Genomic DNA, 22264 nt, shown 5'->3' with positions numbered 1-22264 from the left:
CGCTTGGCTAATGAACACATTAATAAAAGACTAATATGTTCAAATTAGCAACAGTGATGGAATATAAAACAACCAGGGTTGAAAATAAAGCCCCGGTTGTCTGAAAGTAAAAATGATTAGAGACCTGAGACGATTTCTTTAATCAGCGGTGGGCCTTTAAATATGAACCCAGAATATATTTGAACCAATGAGGCACCTGCTGCCATCTTCTCGCGAGCGGCAATCACAGAATCAATACCACCCACGCCAATTATCGGCAAACGGCCATTTAATTCCTGCGACAGGCGACGAATAATTTCTGTACTCTTCAATTGAACCGGCCGACCACTTAAACCACCCATTTCATCGCAATATTTCATGCCCTGAACAAGGCTTCGATCCAATGTTGTGTTGGTTGCAATGACACCATCAATATTATGGCGAACTAAACTGTCAGCAACCTGGATCAATTCTTCTTCAGAAAGATCCGGTGCGATCTTCACAGCAACAGGCACATATTTATGATGTAATTCCTGGAGTGCCTTTTGTTTATTTTTAATCGCAGCTAAAAGATCATCTAGTGCATCACCGTATTGTAGCGTGCGTAATCCCGGAGTATTTGGGGAGGATATATTGATCGCAATATAACCAGCATATGGATAAATTTTATCCATGCAGATCAAATAGTCATCTTTACCCTGCTCAACTGGGGTGTCTTTATTCTTACCGATATTAATGCCCAGTACCCCATCGAAATGGGATTTTTTGACATTCTCAACCAAGTTATCAACGCCGTGGTTATTGAAACCCATGCGGTTGATCAAACCTTCTGCTTCTACCAGACGAAAGATCCGCGGCTTGTCATTTCCAGGCTGTGGGCGAGGCGTTACCGTGCCAATTTCAATTGAGCCAAAACCCATGGCACCTAGTGCATCAATGCACTCACCGTTTTTATCCAGACCAGCAGCCAGGCCAAGTGGATTCTTAAACGTCAATCCCATGCAGGTCACAGGTTTAGACGGCACGTTTTGACGCACCAGCCATTCGAGTGGTGTACCTGTTACACGACGCAATTGCTGAAATGTCACTTCATGAGCGCGCTCGGGATCGAGCTTGAAAAGGGCTTTACGAACGAAGGGGTAGTACATGAACACTCCAGAATTCCCAGTATGCAAACTGGGGCAGTATTATTAACGATAACGTCACCGAATGGAATTGACCTGCGACAAAAAAGGCCGTATCAGCGCAAACGTTTTCCTCTCCACTGTTAGTTATGCATTTTTTAGCAATTGTTTCCCACATAAATCATTTAGTGGAATAACACTTCTGCGCGATTATCACACTCAATTGTTATTAGTGTTATCTAAAAGCAAACAATTAGTTATAAGGAAACGATATGCGTGTGATCACCCTTGCTGGAAGCCCACGCTTCCCATCCCGTTCCAGCGCACTGCTGGAATATGCCCGCGAAAAATTAAGCGCTCTGGATATTGAGGTGTGTCACTGGCATCTGCAGAACTTCGCCCCTGAAGATTTACTGTACGCACGTTTCGATAGCCCGGCGTTATTAGCCTTAAACGAACAATTGCAGCAAGCCGATGGCGTGATCATCGCAACACCTGTTTATAAAGCTTCCTTTTCTGGAGCCTTAAAAACGCTGCTTGATATGCTGCCAGAGCGTGCCCTGGATAAGAAAGTCGTTCTGCCTTTAGCCACCGGTGGAACCGTAGCTCATATGTTGGCGGTCGATTACGCACTAAAACCCGTGCTCAACGCACTGAAAGCTCAAGAAATTCTGCATGGCGTATTTGCTGACGACAGCCAAATAACGGATTACCAGCACAAACCGGTGTTCAGCAATAACTTACAACAACGCCTTGATGGTGCTCTGGAAAATTTCTGGCAGGCATTACACCGTCGGGATTTTATTGTCGCCTCCCCTTTTAAAGCTCAAGGAGTTGCTCATGTTTAATTTGCTAAAACGAACCGCTCCCTGGCTAGCTCTTGCGGGTGCGCTAAGTTTGAGTGCCACACTTCACGCCACCGAAACAGGCCCAGAACAATTACGCATCGGTTATCAAAAAGGCTCGGTCAGTATGGTGCTGGCAAAAAGCCACCAGCTACTGGAAAAAGAGTATTCGCAAACTAAGTTCCAGTGGATTGAATTTCCCGCAGGCCCGCAAATGCTGGAAGCGTTGAATATCGGCAGTATCGATCTTGGTAGCACGGGCGATATACCACCCATCTTTGCTCAGGCCGCAGGAGCAGATCTGGTGTATGTCGGTTCTGAACCGGCAAAACCTAAAGCCGAGGTGATTCTGGTACCAGAGAACAGCCCGATTAAAACAGTCGCGGATCTCAAAGGTCATAAAATCGCGTTCCAGAAAGGCTCCAGTTCCCACAACCTGGTGTTAAGGGCGTTACAAAAAGCTGGGTTGAAATTTACTGATGTCCAGGCTGCGTATTTAACCCCAGCCGATGCACGTGCTGCCTTCCAACAAGGCAATGTTGATGCCTGGGCGATTTGGGACCCTTACTACTCCGCAGCGCTTTTAAATGGCGGTGTTCGTGTCTTAACGGATGGCAGCGAGCTTAATCAAACCGGTTCGTTCTATCTCGCCTCTCGTCCATATGCAGAAAAAAATGGCCCGTTCCTACAACACATTCTGAAAGCCTTTAGTGATGCGGATGCGTTGACCCGTAGCCAGCGCGACGCAAGTGTTTCATTGCTGGCAAAAACGATGGGTTTACCTGAAAACGTCATCGCGACCTATTTCGATCATCGTCCACCCACGGTCATTACGCCGGTTAGTGCAGAGACGGCCGCTAAACAACAGCAGACCGCAGATCTGTTCTATGAAAATCATTTAGTGCCTAAAAAAGTCGATATCCGCACTCGTATTTGGCAACCCACTGCTGCCGCTAAAGGAGATAAATTATGAGCCTCAATCTATTCTGGTTTTTACCTACTCATGGCGATGGTCACTATTTAGGCAGCAACGATGCAGCGCGCCCGGTTGATCATGGTTATCTGCAACAAATTGCCCAAGCAGCTGACAGGCTCGGTTTTACCGGTGTGCTGATTCCAACTGGACGTTCCTGTGAAGATGCCTGGCTGGTTGCCGCATCCATGATCCCTGTGACACAACGTTTGAAATTCCTTGTGGCGCTGCGCCCGAGCGTTGTTTCCCCAACTGTTGCCGCTCGTCAGGCCGCAACACTTGACAGACTTTCCAACGGACGTGCTTTATTTAATTTGGTCACCGGTAGTGACCCGGAAGAGTTAGCGGCAGATGGCGTGTTTCTCAATCATCAGGAACGTTATGAAGCATCAGCCGAATTTACTCATATCTGGCGTCGCGTATTGGAAGGCGAGACGGTGGATTACGAAGGAAAACATATTCAGGTTAAAGGGGCAAAATTACTGTTCCCTCCGGTGCAGCAACCCCGCCCTCCCCTCTACTTTGGCGGTTCTTCGGATGTGGCGCAGGACTTGGCCGCTGAGCAGGTCGATCTCTATCTCACTTGGGGCGAGCCACCGCATTTGGTTAAAGAGAAAATCGAACAGGTACGCGCTAAAGCCGCAGCCCGCGGGCGCACCGTGCGTTTCGGTATTCGCTTGCACGTTATTGTGCGTGAAACTAATGAAGAGGCATGGGATGCGGCTAATCACCTGATTTCTCAGCTTGATGATGAAACCATTGCTAAAGCGCAGGCGGCCTTTGCCCGTACTGATTCTGTCGGTCAGCACCGCATGGCGGCGCTGCACGGCGGCAAACGCGACAATCTGGAAATAAGCCCAAATCTGTGGGCAGGCGTTGGCCTGGTACGTGGTGGCGCAGGTACAGCGCTGGTAGGCGATGGTCCAACCGTGGCTGCACGCATTAACGAATATGCCGCACTGGGTATCGACAGCTTTATTTTCTCGGGCTATCCGCATCTGGAGGAAGCTTATCGCGTCGGCGAATTGCTGTTCCCACATCTCGATGTTGCGATTCCACAAATCCCACAGCCCCGCCAGATTCATGAGAAAGGTGAAGTGGTGGCAAATGATTTTATTCCACGCAAAATGGCGCAAAGCTAAGGAGACACCCATGAACCCATCAACGCACAAATTGTTGTTGAAACTGGCGCCGTGGGTGCTGCCTGTCGCCGTTATTGCGATATGGCAGATTTCTTCGAGCGCGGGCTGGCTTTCCACTCGTATCTTCCCTTCGCCAGAGGGTGTTGCTGCTGCATTCTGGAATCTCTCAGCCAGTGGTGAATTGTGGCAACACTTGGCTATCAGCTCATGGCGAGCGGTGATTGGTTTTAGCATTGGCGGTTCTTTAGGGTTAGTGCTTGGGCTGATAAGTGGCCTTTCTCGCTGGGGGGAGCGGTTGCTGGACAGTTCAATTCAGATGCTGCGCAATGTCCCGCACCTGGCGCTAATCCCACTGGTAATCTTGTGGTTTGGCATTGATGAGTCAGCAAAAATTTTCTTAGTCGCACTTGGCACACTGTTTCCGATTTACATCAATACCTGGCATGGGATCCGCAATATTGACCAGGGTTTGTTGGAAATGGCACGCAGTTACGGGTTATCCGGTTTTAGCCTGTTCACCCAAGTGATTCTGCCCGGGGCCCTGCCTTCGATTTTGGTCGGTCTACGTTTCGCATTAGGCCTGATGTGGCTGACTTTAATCGTCGCAGAAACCATTTCTGCCAATTCAGGGATTGGTTACCTGGCGATGAATGCCCGCGAATTCCTGCAAACCGATGTGGTCGTCGTTGCCATCATTCTTTATGCCCTGCTCGGCAAGCTTGCTGATATCAGCGCACAATTACTCGAACGTGTTTGGCTGCGCTGGCACCCGGCCTACCAGCTACAGGAGGAAAATGCATGAATACTGCTCGTTTAAATCTGGGAACTCCCCTACTCCTTAACAGCGTGACTAAACGCTACGGCAATAAAACTATTCTCGATGAACTCGAGCTACACATTCCTGCCGGGCAGTTTGTTGCAGTTGTTGGCCGCAGCGGCGGCGGAAAAAGTACTTTGCTGCGTTTGCTAGCAGGCCTGGAAAATCCCAATGGCGGTTCGTTAATTGCCGGAAATGCACCCTTGCGTGAAAGCCAGGATGAGACACGTTTAATGTTTCAGGATGCCCGCCTGCTGCCATGGAAATCAGTGATTAACAATGTCGGATTAGGATTAAAAGGAAACTGGAAAGTTGCAGCAGCAGAGGCTCTGGAGGCGGTTGGGCTTGCCAATCGAGCTACTGAATGGCCAGCCGCACTTTCTGGCGGGCAAAAGCAACGTGTGGCGCTGGCGCGAGCGCTGATTCATCGACCACGCCTGTTGTTGCTTGATGAACCGCTGGGTGCGTTAGATGCCCTGACACGTATTGAAATGCAGGAGTTGATCGTTTCTCTGTGGCAGGAACATGGTTTTACGGTGTTGTTGGTGACGCACGATGTCAGTGAAGCCGTCGCCATGGCAGACCGCATTTTGCTGATTGAAGAAGGAAAGATTGGCCTCGACCTGACCGTTGATTTACCTCGCCCACGGAAACTCGGCGTGGCCCGTCTGGCTGAACTGGAAGCGCAGGTTTTGGAACGCGTGATGAAACGGCAGGTTGTGGAAGAACCGGTACGTGTGGTACGCACCGGTTAAGTAATACTCTCACCCCGCCCGATAAAAGGAAGAGGGGTGAGAGCCAATGGCTACGCCAATGCTTTAGTGATTTTCTCGAACAAATCACCCGACAAGTTTTCCAGCCCTTTCAGCTGTTCCAGTGCCGCACGCATCATTTCCTGACGTTTTGCATCGTAACGTTTCAGTCGAATTAACGGCTCAATCAAACGTGACGCTACCTGCGGGTTACGGTGGTTTAGCTCGCTGAGCATTTCCACCATAAATTGATAGCCGCTGCCATCGAGCGCATGGAACGCCGCCGGGTTGCCCGCTGCAAACGCGCCAATCAACGAACGAACGCGGTTCGGGTTACCCATGCTAAATGAACGGTGGTTCAGCAACTCACGCACTTTGCTCAACGTATCAGTCGCCGGGCTCGTCGCTTGCAAGACAAACCACTTGTCCATGACCAAACCGTCCTGATGCCATTTCTCATCAAATGCAGCCAGCAGCTCTGTACGGCAAGGCAATTGCGCCGCAACTGAGGCAGACAAGGCGGCAATAGAATCCGTCATGTTGTCTGCACTTTGATACTGATTACGCACCAGTTGCTCAGCAAGCTGTTTCTCGCCAAAGGCCAGATAACGCAAGCAGGTGTTACGCAAAGCGCGTTTGCCGATATCCGCATGTTCAACGCGATACTCATCGAGTTTGTTAGCGTTGTACACCGCCAGGAATTCGTCAGCCAATTCGTTTGCCAGTGTACGGGTTAACGCTGCATGCACCGCGGCAATCGCCTGTGGGTCGATTTTCTGGAACAGTTCAGCAATTTCGTTTTGCGATGGCAGCGTCAGAATTTCTGCTGCCAGAGCCGGGTCAATCTTCTCATCCAGCAAAATTGCACGGAATGCATCAGCAACATGTAATGGCAGTGACAGAGGCTGGCCCTGTTGGCTACGGTTTACATTCAGTTTGATGTAGGTTGCCAACAGGCTTTGCGCAGCGTCCCAACGGGAAAAATCGTTGCGAGCATGGCGCATCAGAAACGTCAGTTGCTGGTCGCTCCATTTGTATTCCAGTTTCACCGGTGCTGAGAATTCACGCAACAATGACGGAACAGGCTGGAAATAGACGTTATCAAAGACAAACGTCTGCTCGGCCTGAGTCACATTCAGTACATGGTGAATCGGGTGGCCATTTTTTTGCAACGGAATCACTTTACCTTCGTTGTCATACAGTTCGATATCGAACGGAATATGCAGCGGGTGTTTTTCCTGTTGCTCAGCGGTTGGCGGCGTGGCCTGGCTGATGGTCAGCGTATACAGCTCATTTTCTGGGTCGTAGTCATCATGCACGGTAACCACTGGCGTGCCCGCCTGGCTGTACCAACGGCGGAAATGGGACAGGTCAACGTTTGACGCATCTTCCATTGCCTGAACAAAGTCATCGCAGGTCGCAGCGCTGCCATCATGGCGTTCAAAGTAGAGTTGCATCCCTTTCTGGAAACTCTCTTCGCCCAGTAACGTGTGCAGCATACGGATAACTTCAGAACCCTTTTCATATACCGTCAACGTATAGAAGTTATTCATTTCAATAACTTTATCCGGGCGAATTGGGTGTGCCATCGGGCTTGCATCCTCAGCAAACTGCATTGCACGCATGGTGCGCACGTTTTGAATGCGGTTTACTGCGCGTGAGCCAAGGTCGGAACTAAATTCTTGATCGCGGAATACGGTCAGCCCTTCTTTCAGGCTTAACTGGAACCAGTCGCGGCAAGTCACACGGTTACCGGTCCAGTTATGGAAGTATTCGTGGCCAATAACACGTTCGATGTCGAGGTAGTCTTTATCGGTTGCCGTTTCAGCACGCGCCAGAACATATTTGGAGTTAAAGACGTTCAGTCCTTTATTCTCCATCGCGCCCATGTTGAAGAAGTCCACGGCGACAATCATATAAATGTCGAGGTCGTACTCAAGACCGAAACGGGTTTCATCCCACTTCATTGACGCTTTCAGAGAAGTCATCGCCCAGCTTGCGCGGTCAAGATTGCCACGGTCGACAAATAACTCTAGTGCCACATCCCGGCCTGAACGCGTTTTGAAGGTATCGCGAAGAACATCGAAATCACCCGCCACCAGCGCAAACAGGTAGCAAGGTTTTGGGAAAGGATCTTGCCATTGCACCCAATGACGACCGTTGTCCAGTTCACCTTCGGCAATGCGATTACCGTTAGATAAAAGGAAAGGATACTGGGTTTTATCAGCAATGATTTTGGTGGTGAAACGCGCCAGAACATCTGGTCGGTCAAGATACCAGGTAATATGGCGGAAACCCTCGGCCTCGCATTGTGTGCAAAGCGCATCGCCGGAGAGATAAAGACCTTCCAACGCGGTATTGGTCGCAGGGCTGATTTCGTTAACGATGGTCAGCGTGAAGGTCTCTGGCAATGATTCAATAATCAATGCGCCCTCTTCCTGGCGATAATGCTCCCAGGCAGCACCGTTAACATCGATAGAAACCAGCGTCAGATCTTCACCATCAAGACGCAAAGACGCATCTGCTGCGCCCTGCCGGCTAATTTGGCTAATAGCAGTGACCAGGGTTTTTGTGGCATCAAGGTCAAAGGTCAAATCGATATCGGTAATCGTGTAATCCGGCGCACGGTAGTCGTGGCGATATTTGGCTTGTGGCTGTTGTGTCATAAAAAACCTTATACATCATCCGTAAGTTTGCGGAGTTCAGTCTATTCCTGTTGCTCGAATGTTGCCACGCAGAATCATCATCTTTTCTGGGCTTCTCACATGAATTGCTACATAAAGAAGAGATGACCCCTTCCTCTCAGTTGGAACCATCCTGATATCGATGTGTTCGTGAAAACGACCAGTACTGATGGGCTGTTTGCAGTACGAGTATCTGATGGTCAGTGCGAATAGTTAACTCAAATGCCACTGTTTATATTTTCATAATCCATCTTCAACACACGTTTGAGCAACATGGCGATAACCCGTTCAGAATGAACTAACCACCGCATTAATAATTCATATGTGTTTTAAAAACAAAACATCATTCCATAAAATAATAACTTCGGCGTAGATCAAAAAGTGCTTTTTATTAACTTTTAATTATCTAAATAAATACACCCACACTGACTAATTGTTATAGGTTAGCATGCTAATGATCTACTTCAGAACCATCACCTGAAGCAACATTTCCCATCCTTAAACACAAAAAACCGTTACTGCAAAACACGTTGGAATTAAATGAAATAAAATGTGTGAATTTTCATTTCTGGTTGTTTCAATAAAAAACAATCCACAAGGAAGAAACGTTATAGATTAGTTTGTTAATGATTTATATCTCATATCATCGCCCAGGTTTACAATATTTGATAATTACCAAGCCCACACTATTAGTTAGAGTGCTTTGAATTTCATGCTCTGTTATTAAATCAGATCTTGTTTTTTAAACATGCATATGACATGGAATTTCAGCGCAAAAAGAAGGTGTATGAATATCTACATCATGCTCTGATAAACTTAAGGACCGGAGTTGTTATGAATTTTGAACGATTACCTAAAAATATTTTGGCGGTGTTTCGAGAAAGAAAAATAAGTACATCTACTGTGGTAGATATTCTCGATGGGATGGGCACCGGCAACGTATTAACCTCAAAAATACGTGCTATTAATGGCGATGAACCATATCTCGTAGCACAGGCCTATACCGTTAGCTGGAAAATGGTGCGTAAAGGCAGTGACATTCTGCAGCGTCAACCGTCAACGTGGGAACAGGTCAAAGCATTTCTGGTTCCCGAACTTGAGTATGCCGATGGGCTGGTTTATGTAGCAGGCGGAGGTGAACTTATCACGGAGGCCGCGCTGGCTGGCGGGATGAGCTGTACTTACTTCGAAAAAATGGGTTTTTCCGGTGTCATTTTAGGGGGGGCGGTGCGCGATATGAAGGAGCTCAAAATGCTGAATATGCCAGTTCTGGCCAGCAATCCGATACCGACGGATACCCAAGGGGCGTATTTGGTAGCCGAAACAGGTACTCACTGTTTGATTGAACATATCACTGTTCATAGCGGTGATTTAATTATCGTTGATGCCAATGGGGTAGCTGTAGTACCAGCCTCCGCTATTGTTGAGGTTATGGAGAAAGCGTTGGCCATTGACAGTACTGAAAATACCATGTTGGAAAAAATCAGAGCAGGCGAACGACTACCAGAATTGATTAATTTTACCGGCCGTATTTAATCTTATTATTAATTAAGGACTGTCATGATAACCGTTCATACATTAGGACCGGCGGGAACCAATTGCGAAAAAGCTGCCCATCTCTGGTTGGAAAATAATAACCAGGGAGGCGAAGTGAGACTTCACCAGACGCTGGAATCCGCCGCAAAATATATGGAACAGAATGAGAATAATGATGTTCTGCTAGGGTGTATCGTATACCCATATTTGCATCATCTTGTTTTCAAAAATTTACAGCACCTCAAGCTCATCGACTGTTTTGTGATGGATACACATAATATGTTGCTCGCCAGTCGACTGGATAACGTCAGAAAAATAAAAAGTGTTGGTTCTCACCCTGCACCTCAGGATTTAATTCATCAAATTAAAGGTGTTGATAAGAATGTAGCTATTGAATTATTTAATTCGAATAGTGAGGCGGCAAAACAGTGTGCGGCAGGCACTGTTGATGGTTGTATAACCACATTACTTGCCGCTCAGCAATGCCAGCTTAATATTCTGGCTGATTTTGGCCCAGTCCCGATGGGTTTTTCCATTCATGCAAAAGTAAAACAATCTTTATAAACCTACGTTTCGTTTATTAATACGTATTTTAAAAGGAAATTAAATAATGAGTTTATATCTGAATAAAGACATGATTTCTTACGACATGGATCTGAATCGACCAGAGGGGACAGAAAGTAAGATCCAAGCGAAATTTGTACACGGTACAGATTTTACTATCGCTTTTTGGCAGTTCAAAACAGGTGCCCAAATCCCTGAGCATCAGCATGAACATGAAACAGCCACCACCATTCTCAAAGGTTCATTACGTCTGAATGTTGACGGTCGTACTGTTTATCTACACGCCGGTGATACGTTCATCATTCCATCATGGGCTGTTCACCATGCAGAAGCACTAGAGACCTCAGAAGTTATCGACGTTTACACGCCAGTACGGGAAGACTATGTGGCCCGACAAAACGGCGTTATAGAAACCTATCTGACCCGCTCCCAGACGGCAAAATAAAACCACTGCTGGCGCACATGCCAACGTTTGCTGTTGTCTTTTCCTAGGAGATACATGTTGCTTAAGCGTGATATTGATGTACTAACCGGTGACTCTTATCGAAGTTTCCCAGTATCGTTTCTGACTGAAATGAACCCTTTTTCACTCTCAGTTTCACGACAATGGCATCCTGCCTCCTGGCGTGATTTCCCCATTAGCCAGTTGCCGGTGTATCCGGATGAGCGCATCTTGCAGGATTATGAACGCCAATTACGGTCTAGCCCACCGTTACTACTCGCAACAGAAATCCGCCAGTTTCGCCATCAGATGGTTCAGGTTGCTGAAGGGAAAGCGTTTTTGCTGCAGGGTGGCGATTGTGCGGAATCTTTCGATGGTTGTCAGGCGACCACCATCCGCGATCATTGCCTGACCATGGCACAAATGGCAGGTTTAATTCACGAGTCCACCGGACTACCAGTAGTCAAGTTAGGGCGTATTGCAGGGCAGTTTGCCAAGCCACGTAGCCAACAAGAGGAGACTCGTGATGGGGTGACACTGCCCAGTTATCGTGGTGATATTATTAATGGTCAGGACTTTTCACTTCAGGATCGCATCCCTGACCCTCAACGTATGCTCCGAGCCTATTATCACGCAGCCGTGACCGTGAACTTGCTGCGTGCGATGAATACGTCCGTTTTTCCTGACTTCACAGAACCTAATTTCTCCCCAGACCGACGCGGGGATTCTGACAATTATTATCACCTGATGCGCGAGCAACTGCACGGCAGTTACCATCGTCATGTCCGCGATGATTATGCCGGTCGGCCATTGTTCATCAGTCATGAAGCGCTTTTATTACATTACGAAGAGGCGATGACTCGCAAAGATGCGGTAGATGGCACTTGGTATAACTGTTCAGCGCATATGTTATGGCTTGGTGAGCGAACCGGTGATCCCGATGGCGCACATGTTGAGTATTTGCGTGGCATCGGAAACCCAGTTGGTATCAAGTGCGGTCCAAATATGACAACAGAGCGTTTACTTGCACTGTTAACAATCATAGACCCTGATAAACAGCTGGGAAAAATCGTGTTGATCGCCAGAATGGGGAACGACAAAATCGATGAAAAACTCCCGCCATTGTTACACGCGGCCCGCATGAGCGGTCATCCGGTTATTTGGGCCATAGATCCCATGCATGGAAATACTCGCAACACTTTTTCAGGACATAAAACCCGCAGCTTTACCAGCATAGTAGAGGAGGCCCAGCGTTTTATTAGGTTGCTGCGGGAGGAAGGCATGCATCCTGGTTGCCTTCATCTTGAAATGACGGGAGGGGATGTCACTGAGTGTACCGGAGGGTTGCAACATATTGATGATCGCGATTTATCTTACCGTTATTTAAGCTCATGTGATCCGCGGCTTAACCGAGCACAGTCACTGGAATTAGCATTTCTGCTGGGGAAAGCATTGCGTTAAAGAATTGCACGTTCTTATTGCAACCCTGGATATATGTAATGAAAAGGATAGCGAGCACAGCACCTTTGAAGTGAGACGTACATAAACTTCAATAACAGATTCATCCGATATACCTCCCCCTGCCGCTAACCAGAGCAACAGGGGGATTCCGCCAAATCAAACAGTCTCGACGTAACACACGTGTACTGGGTGAGTATGCTGGGTGGATGCCAGGAACAAGTTGCCATACTCAACCAGTAATTATCATTCTAAGCCCCTCATGCCCCATAAGGGTCTGATGGGTAAAGAGTTAGCTGTTAATTCAAAGAGTTACCCATCTTGTTGATACATATGTATAACAAGCGGCACGAATTGCCATCGACCATAAAGTGCCCGTGTGTTGTGATCCAGGTTTAATAAACAGATAATCAGGGTATACTCCTGCGTCTTTTATCTGCTTAGCCCTTGATGGAAACGCTCCTGTGAGAGGATGCTGCAACGCGCCATGACACGACACGCTTCCCCAATTTTGCAAACGCTTCTGGATACTGACGCCTATAAGCTTCATATGCAGCAGGCAGTTTTCCACCGCTATCACGACGTGAATGTCGCGGCTGAATTTCGTTGCCGCGGCGACGATCTGCTGGGAGTTTATGCAGATGCCATCCGTGAACAGGTTGATAATATGCGCCACCTCGCGCTCAGCAACGAGGAGTTCACCTTCCTTGAAGGTTTGCCATTCTTTGAGGCTGACTATCTCTCTTGGCTGCGTACTTTCCGCTACGATCCCACTCAGGTACACATCAGCAATAACAACGGCCATTTAGACATTCGCCTGACCGGGCCGTGGCTGACAGTGATTATGTGGGAAGTTCCATTGCTTGCAGTGATAAGCGAAGTAGTACATCAACATCGCTCGCCGGGCGTTACCCCGCAAATGGCACTGGATAGTCTGGAAGCCAAGCTGGTCCAGTTCAAAGAGCTGACGGCAGATATCAATCTTTCTGCATTCCGCTTGATGGATTTTGGTACGCGCCGCCGTTTCTCGCGTGAAGTTCAGCAGGCAATCGTTGAGCGCCTGCAACAAGAAACGTGGTTTGTTGGCACCAGTAACTACGACCTGGCGCGTCGCCTGAATTTAACGCCGATGGGCACCCAAGCCCACGAATGGTTCCAGGCACATCAGCAAATCAGCCCCGTTCTGGCGAACAGTCAACGCGCAGCGCTTCAGGCCTGGCTTGACGAATATCCTCACCAACTCGGTATAGCACTTACAGATTGCATTACTATGGATGCTTTCCTGCGCGACTTTGACTTGTCTTTTGCCAGCCAGTATCAAGGGCTGCGCCATGATTCAGGTGACCCATTTGAATGGGGTGAAAAAGCGATTGCTCATTATGAAAAGCTGGGAATAGATCCGAAAACCAAAGTTCTGGTGTTCTCTGATAACCTCGATTTACCGAAAGCCATCGAGCTTTACCACCATTTCTGCGCGCGCGTGAATTTGAGTTTCGGTATCGGTACCCGTCTGACATGTGATATTCCGCAGGTCAAACCGTTGAATATTGTTATAAAGCTGGTGGAGTGCAACGGTAAACCTGTGGCAAAACTGTCCGACAGCCCTGGCAAAACCATTTGCCACGATAAAGCCTTCGTTCGAGCACTACGTAAAGCCTTCGATTTACCGCTGGTTAAGAAAGCTAGCTGATTCAAATAAATCTATGGGTGATATTCATTACGCCCATAGGTTTCTTTCTTTATTGTATTTCTTCGCCTCCTTTGATTTTTCTGCTTGTCTGTCGGCTCGCGACAGGTAACATAGATAACCCCCGATTGTGGGTAACTATTTTTTTGCCACTGACCATTTAATAGAGAGAAAAATATGAGCGTTGTGCCTGTAGCCGACGTACTCCAGGGCCGCGTAGCCGTTGACCAAGAAGTCACCGTGCGCGGGTGGGTGCGTACTCGAAGAGATTCAAAAGCTGGTATCTCCTTCCTCGCCGTTTATGACGGTTCCTGCTTCTCTCCTGTACAGGCCGTCATTAATAATTCTCTGCCTAATTACAATGATGACGTATTGCGTCTGACAACCGGCTGTTCCGTTGTTGTCACAGGCAAAGTTGTCGAGTCTCTCGGTCAGGGCCAGAGCTTTGAAATCCAGGCTACTCAAGTAGAAGTGACCGGTTGGGTTGATGATCCTGATACTTATCCAATGGCGGCTAAACGCCACAGTATTGAGTATCTGCGTGAAGTGGCCCACCTGCGTCCGCGCACCAATATGATTGGTGCTGTAGCTCGCGTTCGTCATACTTTGGCACAGGCGCTGCATCGCTTCTTCCATGAGCAGGGTTATTTCTGGGTATCTACACCGCTTATCACCGCCTCCGATACTGAAGGTGCTGGTGAGATGTTCCGCGTATCAACGCTGGATATGGAAAACCTGCCACGTACCGAAGCGGGAAAAATAGATTTCGATAAAGACTTCTTTGGTAAAGAAGCATTCCTGACCGTATCTGGCCAGTTGAACGGCGAAACCTATGCGTGTGCACTGTCCAAGGTTTATACCTTTGGTCCAACTTTCCGCGCTGAAAACTCCAACACCAGCCGCCATCTGGCTGAGTTCTGGATGCTGGAGCCAGAAGTAGCTTTTGCCAATCTGGACGATGTTGCAGGCCTGGCAGAAGCCATGTTGAAGTACGTCTTTAAAGCCGTGCTTGATGAGCGCATGGACGACATGCAGTTCTTCGCCGAGCGCGTTGACAAAGATGCAGTGGAACGTTTACAGCGCTTCATCGAAGCTGACTTCGCACAGGTTGATTACACCGACGCTGTTACAATTCTTGAGAATTGTGGTCAGAAATTCGAGAACCCTGTTTACTGGGGCGTTGACCTTTCCTCTGAGCATGAACGTTATCTTGCAGAGCAGCACTTCAAAGCACCGGTGGTTGTGAAAAACTATCCGAAAGATATTAAGGCCTTTTATATGCGCCTTAACGAAGACGGTAAAACCGTTGCCGCAATGGACGTGTTAGCACCTGGTATTGGCGAAATCATCGGTGGTTCTCAGCGTGAAGAACGTCTGGATGTGCTTGATGCACGTATGACTGAAATGGGTCTGAATAAAGAAGACTACTGGTGGTATCGCGATCTGCGTCGTTACGGCACCGTTCCACATTCTGGTTTCGGTCTTGGTTTTGAGCGTCTGATTGCCTATGTAACCGGTGTTCAGAATGTTCGTGACGTGATTCCATTCCCACGTACGCCACGCAACGCCAGCTTCTAAAAACTTCAATTATCCAAGGCCAGCAATTGCTGGCCTTTTTTCTATCTGCTCTACAAACGTCTTTTTTCTTCAACGAAAGTTAAACAAACGTCAATTTCAACCCCATTCTGCAACTCGCCAGTTACGAATTGTGTCTGCGAAACAAACAATCACAAAACACTCCCGTCTTCAGCTTGCTTACTGCTTCTCAGATTTGACTTAGCACATTCGGATAAATTTCACTCAGATGTCTGGACATCCAAAAATCACTCAAATAATGTACAAATGTAAGCAAAAAACAAACGAGATTCTCAGTTATATGAATTAAATATAAGTAATTCATATATATAGAATAAGAAAGATGAATTTTTAGACGAAGCGGCAAGGAAGTTTGAGATAGTTCACAAAGTTCCACAAAATACACATTTAGTTACACATAGTTTCTTTTTGTGACCAACTCTCGATGTTTGTAGCACTTTCAGGCTAGCGAAACGGTTTCATGGATGGAAAGATGCCTGACAGATACAGAAAGACACCAAACTCTCATCAATAGTTCCGTACAGAATTATTGACGGCAGTGGCAGGTGTCACAAAAAAACCAATGAGGGTAATAAATAATGATGAAGCGCAATATTCTGGCAGTGGTAATCCCTGCTCTGCTGGTAGCCGGTGCAGCTAACGCTGCAGAAATCTATAACAAAAACGGTAACAAACTGGACTTCTACGGTAAAGCTGTAGGCGAGCATGGCTGGACTACTAACGGCCACAGCACAAACGCTGACTCTACCTATGCCCGTATTGGCTTCAAAGGTGAGACTCAGATCAATGACCAACTGACCGGTTACGGCCAGTGGGAATACAACATGACCGCTTCCAACGTAGAGGGCGCTCAGAGCCAGGCTACTCGTTTGGCATTTGCAGGTATGAAATTTGGTGATGCAGGTTCCCTGGATTACGGCCGTAACTACGGTGCAATCTACGACGTAGCGGCTTACACTGATATGCTGGTTGTTTGGGGTGGCGATTCTTGGGCTGCTACCGACAACTTCATGAACGGCCGTACTAACGGTGTTCTGACCTATCGTAACAGCAACTTCTTCGGTCTGGTTGACGGACTGAACCTTGCTCTGCAGTATCAGGGTAAAAACGATCGTAACAGTCCTGTTACTGTCAACTATGACGACAATACTGGTACTCCGCAGTCGGTTAGCCTGAGCGGTAACGGCGCTAAAGCCAACGGTGAAGGCTACAGCACTGCTGTAACTTATGACTTTGCAGAAGGCTTCAGCGTAGCTGCTGGTTATGAAAATTCTGACCGTACCGATGCACAGAAGAATGCGCTAACAGCTGTTAACGCGACTACTGGTACTCGTTATAATGGCGGCGCAAGCGGCGATAATGCTGAAGCATGGTCTACAGCATTTAAATACGACGCAAACAACGTTTATGCAGCAGTTATGTATGCAGAAACTCAGAACATGACTCGCGAGCCTGATGCAAACTTTGCAAACAAAACTCAGAACTTTGAAGCTGTAGTTCAGTACCAGTTCGATTTCGGTCTGCGCCCATCCATCGGTTACGTACAGTCTAAAGGTAAAGACCTGGTTGGCCGTACTGCAAATGGTGCTACCTTCGGTGGTGGCGATGCTGACCTGGTTAAATACGTAGAATTGGGTACTTGGTACTACTTCAACAAAAACATGAACGTCTATGGTGCTTATCAGTTCAACCTGCTGAGCGATAATGACTACTCAAAAACAACGGGTCAAGATACTGATGACCACGTGACTGTTGGTATCGTTTACCAGTTCTAATTATCCAGCAACATTGTTGCGAGGATGGTTTAAAAACAGGGCTTCGGCCCTGTTTTTTTATGCCTGAAAAGATGAAAAAATTTAGTTGTGACGGAGGCTGTTTCTTTTTGTTGCAAACGGTTGGCATTTGCTAAAACAGCGGTTAACCTGAGAGCGTTACTCCCCTCGATATCACAATGGAAACCTGTCATGTTTGAGAACATTACCGCAGCCCCTGCTGATCCCATTCTTGGTTTGGCCGATCTGTTTCGCGCCGATGACCGTCCTACAAAAATTAACCTCGGCATTGGTGTTTATAAGGATGAAACGGGCAAAACTCCGGTTTTGACCTGCGTAAAGAAAGCGGAACTTTATCTGCTGGAAAATGAGAACACCAAGAACTACCTCGGCATAGACGGTATTCCTGAGTTTGGCAGTTGCACACAGGAATTACTGTTTGGGAAAGGTAACGCGCTCAGTGCTGCAAAACGCGCTCGTACTGCGCAAACCCCAGGCGGCACTGGCGCACTGCGTGTTGCCGCAGATTTCCTGGCTAAAAACACAACCGCTAAACGTATTTGGGTGAGCAACCCAAGCTGGCCGAACCATAAGAGCGTATTTAACTCCGCCGGTCTGGAAGTGTGCGAATATGATTACTATGACGCGCAGAACCACTCTTTGAATTTTGAAGGTCTGATCAACAGCCTGCAAGCCGCACAAGCTGGTGATGTGGTGTTGTTCCACGGCTGCTGCCATAACCCGACCGGTATTGATCCAACAGCTGAGCAATGGAAAACCCTGGCAGAAATGTCACTGGCTAAAGGCTGGTTACCGCTATTTGACTTCGCCTATCAAGGCTTTGCTCGTGGTCTGGAAGAAGATGCAGAGGGCTTGCGTATCTTCGCTGCAAGCCATAAAGAACTGATTGTTGCCAGCTCCTATTCTAAGAACTTCGGTCTCTACAATGAGCGTGTAGGTGCTTGTACCCTGGTTGCTACAGACGCAGATACTGTTGACCGCGCATTCAGCCAGGTGAAATCAGTGATTCGTGCCAACTACTCAAACCCACCAGCGCATGGTGCATCAATTGTTGCCACTATTCTCAGCAATGATGCTCTGCGTACCATCTGGGAACAAGAGCTGTCTGACATGCGCCAGCGCATTCACCGTATGCGTCAGTTGTTCGTGAATACTCTGCAAGAGAAAGGTGCAAACCGCGACTTTAGCTTTATCATCAACCAGAACGGTATGTTCTCGTTCAGCGGCCTGACCAAAGAGCAGGTACTGCGTTTACGTGAAGAGTTTGGTGTGTATGCAGTTGCATCCGGCCGTGTCAACGTTGCGGGTATGACGCCAGATAACATGGCGCCACTGTGCGAAGCAATTGTCGCTGTGCTGTAAGTAAATATCGACAAAAAAAGAGCCGCATTAAGCGGCTCTTTTTATTTCGGCAGACCGGTATTACCAGACTGGTAACTCATCTTGCAGGAATGGATTATGTAGGCGCTCGTAGCCAAGCGTAGACATCGGCCCATGACCTGGAATAAACGTCACATCATCACCCAGTGGCAACAATTTACGTTTGATAGAGTCAATCAACGCCGCGTGATTACCTTGTGGGAAATCGCTACGCCCTACTCCACCTTTGAAAATCACATCACCAGAAATCAGCAATTGAGATTGCGCATCAAAGAACACAACGTGGCCTGGCGTGTGGCCCGGGCAATGTAGAATCTGTAAAGTTACATTTCCCACCGACACGGTTTCACCTTCATTCAGCCAACGATCTGGCGTCAGTGGCAAACATTCTTCAAGACCAAACATTTGGCTTTGTGCCGGTAAACCTTGCAACCAGAATTCGTCTTCTTTTTCCGGCCCAACAACAGGAACACCGTAATGCTCGGCTAGTTCAGCTGCCGCTCCCACATGATCAAGATGACCATGTGTTAATAGGATCTGCGTGATTGTCACGCCTTTTGCTGCAACCTGCTGTTTGATCTTTTCGGCTTCGCCACCGGGATCAACCACTGCTGCCTGTTGAGTTTTTTCACACCAAATTAGTGAACAGTTTTGGCCGAAAGCGGTGACCGGAATAATGTGATAGTTCATGACGCTCCAATACCGGCAACACTCGCCGGATTCCGTTGTTTTACCAGCGCCTTAACGGCCCAGTATCAATATGCACAAAGTTGCTGCTTGGGTAGTATCCTACACCACCAGCGCGCATAGATAATGCTGCTTTGCGTACATTGCTTAACGAAATCCCTTCAATATGGAAATCCATTGCCTGGCCTTTGGTATGATAGCTCTTTTTTGCTACACCCCGGCTATGGGCACGTAACTCATTGTTGGTGTCCAGAGAGCGATAACCCGATACCAGTTGCACCGGTTTATTAGTTCCCAACAAGCCTTGCAAGCGATATAGCTGGTCAAATAATTTCGGGTCGATGGATTTAATTTTATTCGCGCGATAGTCGCGGAAGAAATGATTAAGCTTTGCTAATTCGTCCTGAATATAGCCTTTACCATCGAAAAATTCAGCTTTCAGAGACTCACCCGTATGAAGGTTATTAAGAGTCAGAATGCGCGGGCGCGGTGTTGAAAGCATAGCAAACGCTTCTGTTGGTAACAGCGAGGCACCTAAAGCCACGCCACCCAACGCCAGCAGCTTGCGGCGATTTGCGTCAAATTTGTCCATGATATCCAGGTCTACAAGTAAAAACGATCGAATAATACGCACTTCGGGCGCACTGCTCCGCACCTTAACTGCCAAAACAAAGTGAGTCAAGGCGTGCAAAACCCAGTAAAACCGGGCCTCGTAGAGGACCCGGGTAAGTTTTACAGTTATTACGACCGCTAATTCATTAGAATTACTGCATTTAGCGTATCAATAGCTCGGCTTTTGAAAGGATTTGTGCGCCAGATCGCGCGGTGAGATCATAATTGTAAATATCTGTACGGTACTGCGTGCGCCCATCATCCCCGACAAAAGCAGTCAGGTAGTAAAGGTTCACTGGGATAGTCTGGCGAATATTCACGTATTTAGTGCTGCCATCTTTCAGCTGGCTTGAAATTCGTGCATCGTTCCAACCTGCATCCTGCAACAACATGTTTGCCAGTTCAGAGGCTTTGTTGACCCTTACGCAACCAGAACTTAGTGCTCGCACATCTTTCTGGAACAGGGTGTGATTCGGCGTATCATGCAAATAAATCGCGTCAGAGCTTGGCATATTAAACTTGTAACGCCCTAACGAGTTCTGCGTGCCAGGTTTCTGCTGGAAGCGGAAAGGCAAATTGCTGGCAGTAATGGTTTCCCAATCAACATGCCATGGGTCGATAGCCTCAGCATTGTTACTCCAGCCACGTAGTACGCTATAACCGTGTCTATCTAGATAGCCTGGGTCCTGACGTACTTTTGGCAGAATATCGTTGCGAGCAAGCGTAGGCGGCACATTCCATGGTGGGTTAACGACCACATTATTCAGCGCGCTGCTCATCATTGGTGTTTTGCGATCAGGGCGCCCAACAATCACACGCGAAGCCAATACTTCACTTCCATTAAGGTAATAGCTCAGCGAATAGTTAGGAATGTTTACCATAATGCCGGTGTCCAGTTTCTTCGGCAGCAATCGCAAACGTTGAATATTTAATGCCACAAGCGACGCTCGCTGCTGTGGAGTCACATTCAGCCAGTCGCGAGTTAACTGCCCAATTGAACCGTCAACACCTAAACCCTGCCATTTCTGGAAACGCTTAACACCTTCAACCAACTCGCGGCTGTAGGCACTACGCACGGCGGGCGCTGATTTCTTTTTCGCCCCTGCCGCAGCATTAGGAATTTGCTGATCATTGGTATCACTATCTTGCTGAATGGCAGACGGGCTTACTACAGCAGCTGTATCGGGCGCGCTGTCACGTTCTGGAAGAGGAATTGCGGGTTCAGCTTGTAGCATGCCGGTTCGGGCAAGAATTTCACGCAGTGCAGGCACATCATTGCTCCACTGTCCTGGGCGCAGTGTTTCAGTGCCGGCCAATTGTGGCCATGGCCGTGAGTCACTGAGCAAATGCACCAATGACTGATGCAGTTTGGCGTATTGCGGGTGCTGAGGCGCTAATGTTTCAACAAAACTGACGAGCGTTCCTTGATCAACCGCCACCTGCCACTGGTTAATTACCGAAATGGGTGGAGTTTGCAGCTTGTACGGCTTAGTGCTGTACAACCAACGGTTACCTTCCGTTGGGATTCCATAAACAAATTGCAGGTAGCCCATCATCGCGTCAGACAACACGATATCGCGGGTTAAACCTGTTACGGAAGGGTCGGTAAGCAGCTCAACCCAAGTGGTGAATTGTGGCTGTATGCCAGAAATCGCCAGTTCCGCAAGCTGTTGCTGGAAAGCTTTTACCGCATCGCGATTCTCCCACATCGGTTTCATCTCGCGAGCAGCATAGAACGCCGATAGTGCATTCAGGTAAACCGGTGTGTAACCCGCAGGCAAATTAGCCACAAGTTGCGAGCGGCTTTGTGCGGCAGACATACCGGTTGAATTGAGTGGCAATACCCCCACCATGCCGGCGGTAGCGGCAGATTGTGGTAATGGCTGGTCTGGTAAGCTGCTGGGTTCAATACTCACCGCAGAGCTATCTGATGGAACCATGGCGGGCTCATCGGCCTGCGCCATAAACAGTGGAGCGAAACTTAGTGCTAGTCCAAACCCAAGCCCTGACAGTCGAAAGCCATGCAATTTTGTAAGCAACATCCCTGCCCCCTGTTTTCACTTTATATTTCACCCAGATTTGTCGCTGGGTTTTAATACCAGTATATAAACAGGAAAAACTATTTGCCCGCATAAATGTAAATAATATTAAAGATTAAGAAATCTCTCCGTAACAAAAAGCGGGCCGTAGCCC

Annotated in this window: 18 protein-coding genes; 13 read left to right on the top strand and 5 right to left on the bottom strand. The window is 47.9% G+C overall.

The window, feature by feature from the left end; genetic code table 11:
• Nucleotides 1–116: 116 nt before the first annotated feature.
• Entirely contained in the window at nt 117–1127 is a 1011-nt protein-coding gene (gene pyrD / locus FH968_RS06195; RefSeq protein ID WP_139878268.1) for a quinone-dependent dihydroorotate dehydrogenase, read from the bottom strand.
• Nucleotides 1128–1375: 248 nt separating this feature from the next.
• Between pyrD and ssuE the strand changes: the two genes are divergently transcribed.
• Genes ssuE through ssuB form a run of 5 tightly spaced genes read left to right on the top strand, consistent with a single transcriptional unit; the run spans nt 1376 to nt 5635 of the window.
• Nucleotides 1376–1951 (top strand): NADPH-dependent FMN reductase, encoded by a 576-nt coding sequence (ssuE, locus tag FH968_RS06190; RefSeq protein ID WP_139878267.1) that lies wholly within the window; start codon nt 1376–1378, stop codon nt 1949–1951.
• Entirely contained in the window at nt 1944–2921 is a 978-nt protein-coding gene (locus tag FH968_RS06185) for a sulfonate ABC transporter substrate-binding protein (protein ID WP_139878266.1), read from the top strand. The genes ssuE and FH968_RS06185 overlap by 8 nt, the downstream gene beginning before the upstream one ends.
• Nucleotides 2918–4063: an FMNH2-dependent alkanesulfonate monooxygenase gene (gene ssuD, locus FH968_RS06180; RefSeq protein WP_139878265.1), complete on the top strand. Its 1146-nt coding sequence runs from the start codon at nt 2918–2920 to the stop codon at nt 4061–4063. The genes FH968_RS06185 and ssuD overlap by 4 nt, the downstream gene beginning before the upstream one ends.
• 10 nt (nt 4064–4073) lie before the next feature.
• Nucleotides 4074–4865 (top strand): aliphatic sulfonate ABC transporter permease SsuC, encoded by a 792-nt coding sequence (ssuC, locus tag FH968_RS06175; RefSeq protein WP_139878264.1) that lies wholly within the window; start codon nt 4074–4076, stop codon nt 4863–4865.
• Entirely contained in the window at nt 4862–5635 is a 774-nt protein-coding gene (gene ssuB, locus FH968_RS06170) for an aliphatic sulfonates ABC transporter ATP-binding protein (protein WP_139878263.1), read from the top strand. Before ssuC ends, ssuB begins: the two co-directional genes overlap by 4 nt.
• 50 nt (nt 5636–5685) lie before the next feature.
• Here the strand turns inward: ssuB and pepN are convergent, their stop codons facing one another.
• Nucleotides 5686–8298, bottom strand: coding sequence for an aminopeptidase N (gene pepN / locus FH968_RS06165; RefSeq protein WP_139878262.1), 2613 nt, complete (start codon nt 8296–8298; stop codon nt 5686–5688).
• Between the two features lie 777 nt (nt 8299–9075).
• Between pepN and FH968_RS06160 the strand changes: the two genes are divergently transcribed.
• The 8 genes from FH968_RS06160 to FH968_RS06125 all read left to right on the top strand — a co-directional run bounded on the left by FH968_RS06160 (nt 9076) and on the right by FH968_RS06125 (nt 18754).
• Nucleotides 9076–9852, top strand: coding sequence for an RraA family protein (locus FH968_RS06160; protein WP_223271290.1), 777 nt, complete (start codon nt 9076–9078; stop codon nt 9850–9852).
• A 24-nt stretch (nt 9853–9876) separates the two neighbouring features.
• A complete protein-coding gene (locus FH968_RS06155) occupies nt 9877–10416 on the top strand; it encodes a prephenate dehydratase domain-containing protein (protein ID WP_139878261.1) in 540 nt (179 codons plus the stop codon).
• Between the two features lie 46 nt (nt 10417–10462).
• Nucleotides 10463–10861 (top strand): cupin domain-containing protein, encoded by a 399-nt coding sequence (locus tag FH968_RS06150; RefSeq protein ID WP_139878260.1) that lies wholly within the window; start codon nt 10463–10465, stop codon nt 10859–10861.
• A 54-nt stretch (nt 10862–10915) separates the two neighbouring features.
• Nucleotides 10916–12319, top strand: coding sequence for a 3-deoxy-7-phosphoheptulonate synthase class II (locus FH968_RS06145; protein WP_139878259.1), 1404 nt, complete (start codon nt 10916–10918; stop codon nt 12317–12319).
• Between the two features lie 484 nt (nt 12320–12803).
• Nucleotides 12804–14006: a nicotinate phosphoribosyltransferase gene (gene pncB, locus FH968_RS06140; RefSeq protein WP_139878258.1), complete on the top strand. Its 1203-nt coding sequence runs from the start codon at nt 12804–12806 to the stop codon at nt 14004–14006.
• Between the two features lie 174 nt (nt 14007–14180).
• Entirely contained in the window at nt 14181–15581 is a 1401-nt protein-coding gene (asnS, locus tag FH968_RS06135) for an asparagine--tRNA ligase (protein WP_139878257.1), read from the top strand.
• A gap of 596 nt (nt 15582–16177) precedes the next feature.
• Nucleotides 16178–17374, top strand: a complete 1197-nt coding sequence (locus FH968_RS06130) for a porin (RefSeq protein ID WP_139878256.1) — start codon at nt 16178–16180, stop codon at nt 17372–17374.
• A 189-nt stretch (nt 17375–17563) separates the two neighbouring features.
• Complete coding sequence (locus FH968_RS06125) at nt 17564–18754, top strand: amino acid aminotransferase (RefSeq protein WP_139878255.1); 1191 nt, start codon at nt 17564–17566, stop codon at nt 18752–18754.
• A gap of 60 nt (nt 18755–18814) precedes the next feature.
• Here the strand turns inward: FH968_RS06125 and FH968_RS06120 are convergent, their stop codons facing one another.
• From FH968_RS06120 to ldtD, 3 genes are all read right to left on the bottom strand, one after another.
• The gene (locus FH968_RS06120) at nt 18815–19462 is read right to left on the bottom strand and encodes an MBL fold metallo-hydrolase (protein WP_139878254.1); all 648 of its coding nucleotides are present in this window, start codon (nt 19460–19462) and stop codon (nt 18815–18817) included.
• Nucleotides 19463–19502: 40 nt separating this feature from the next.
• Nucleotides 19503–20051: a YcbK family protein gene (locus FH968_RS06115; RefSeq protein ID WP_139878253.1), complete on the bottom strand. Its 549-nt coding sequence runs from the start codon at nt 20049–20051 to the stop codon at nt 19503–19505.
• A gap of 181 nt (nt 20052–20232) precedes the next feature.
• Nucleotides 20233–22113, bottom strand: a complete 1881-nt coding sequence (ldtD, locus tag FH968_RS06110; RefSeq protein WP_139878252.1) for a L,D-transpeptidase — start codon at nt 22111–22113, stop codon at nt 20233–20235.
• Nucleotides 22114–22264: the final 151 nt, after the last annotated feature.

The sequence above is a fragment of the Buttiauxella sp. B2 genome, assembly GCF_006376615.1.
Lineage (GTDB): Bacteria > Pseudomonadota > Gammaproteobacteria > Enterobacterales > Enterobacteriaceae > Buttiauxella.
The sequence above is the reverse complement of the archived record's forward strand: the minus strand, read 5'-3'. Positions and strand labels throughout refer to the sequence as shown.

What these genes read in the sequence shown, in the direction of transcription:
- ssuD (WP_139878265.1), top strand. Translation starts at nt 2,918, where the DNA reads ATGAGCCTCAATCTATTCTGGTTTTTACCTACTCATGGCGATGGTCAC.
- pyrD (WP_139878268.1), bottom strand. Translation starts at nt 1,127, where the DNA reads ATGTACTACCCCTTCGTTCGTAAAGCCCTTTTCAAGCTCGATCCCGAG.
- FH968_RS06130 (WP_139878256.1), top strand. Translation starts at nt 16,178, where the DNA reads ATGATGAAGCGCAATATTCTGGCAGTGGTAATCCCTGCTCTGCTGGTA.
- FH968_RS06155 (WP_139878261.1), top strand. Translation starts at nt 9,877, where the DNA reads ATGATAACCGTTCATACATTAGGACCGGCGGGAACCAATTGCGAAAAA.
- pepN (WP_139878262.1), bottom strand. Translation starts at nt 8,298, where the DNA reads ATGACACAACAGCCACAAGCCAAATATCGCCACGACTACCGTGCGCCG.
- FH968_RS06150 (WP_139878260.1), top strand. Translation starts at nt 10,463, where the DNA reads ATGAGTTTATATCTGAATAAAGACATGATTTCTTACGACATGGATCTG.
- ssuC (WP_139878264.1), top strand. Translation starts at nt 4,074, where the DNA reads ATGAACCCATCAACGCACAAATTGTTGTTGAAACTGGCGCCGTGGGTG.
- FH968_RS06125 (WP_139878255.1), top strand. Translation starts at nt 17,564, where the DNA reads ATGTTTGAGAACATTACCGCAGCCCCTGCTGATCCCATTCTTGGTTTG.
- ssuB (WP_139878263.1), top strand. Translation starts at nt 4,862, where the DNA reads ATGAATACTGCTCGTTTAAATCTGGGAACTCCCCTACTCCTTAACAGC.
- FH968_RS06145 (WP_139878259.1), top strand. Translation starts at nt 10,916, where the DNA reads ATGTTGCTTAAGCGTGATATTGATGTACTAACCGGTGACTCTTATCGA.
- asnS (WP_139878257.1), top strand. Translation starts at nt 14,181, where the DNA reads ATGAGCGTTGTGCCTGTAGCCGACGTACTCCAGGGCCGCGTAGCCGTT.
- FH968_RS06115 (WP_139878253.1), bottom strand. Translation starts at nt 20,051, where the DNA reads ATGGACAAATTTGACGCAAATCGCCGCAAGCTGCTGGCGTTGGGTGGC.
- FH968_RS06160 (WP_223271290.1), top strand. Translation starts at nt 9,076, where the DNA reads ATGGAATTTCAGCGCAAAAAGAAGGTGTATGAATATCTACATCATGCT.
- FH968_RS06120 (WP_139878254.1), bottom strand. Translation starts at nt 19,462, where the DNA reads ATGAACTATCACATTATTCCGGTCACCGCTTTCGGCCAAAACTGTTCA.
- pncB (WP_139878258.1), top strand. Translation starts at nt 12,804, where the DNA reads ATGACACGACACGCTTCCCCAATTTTGCAAACGCTTCTGGATACTGAC.
- FH968_RS06185 (WP_139878266.1), top strand. Translation starts at nt 1,944, where the DNA reads ATGTTTAATTTGCTAAAACGAACCGCTCCCTGGCTAGCTCTTGCGGGT.
- ssuE (WP_139878267.1), top strand. Translation starts at nt 1,376, where the DNA reads ATGCGTGTGATCACCCTTGCTGGAAGCCCACGCTTCCCATCCCGTTCC.
- ldtD (WP_139878252.1), bottom strand. Translation starts at nt 22,113, where the DNA reads ATGTTGCTTACAAAATTGCATGGCTTTCGACTGTCAGGGCTTGGGTTT.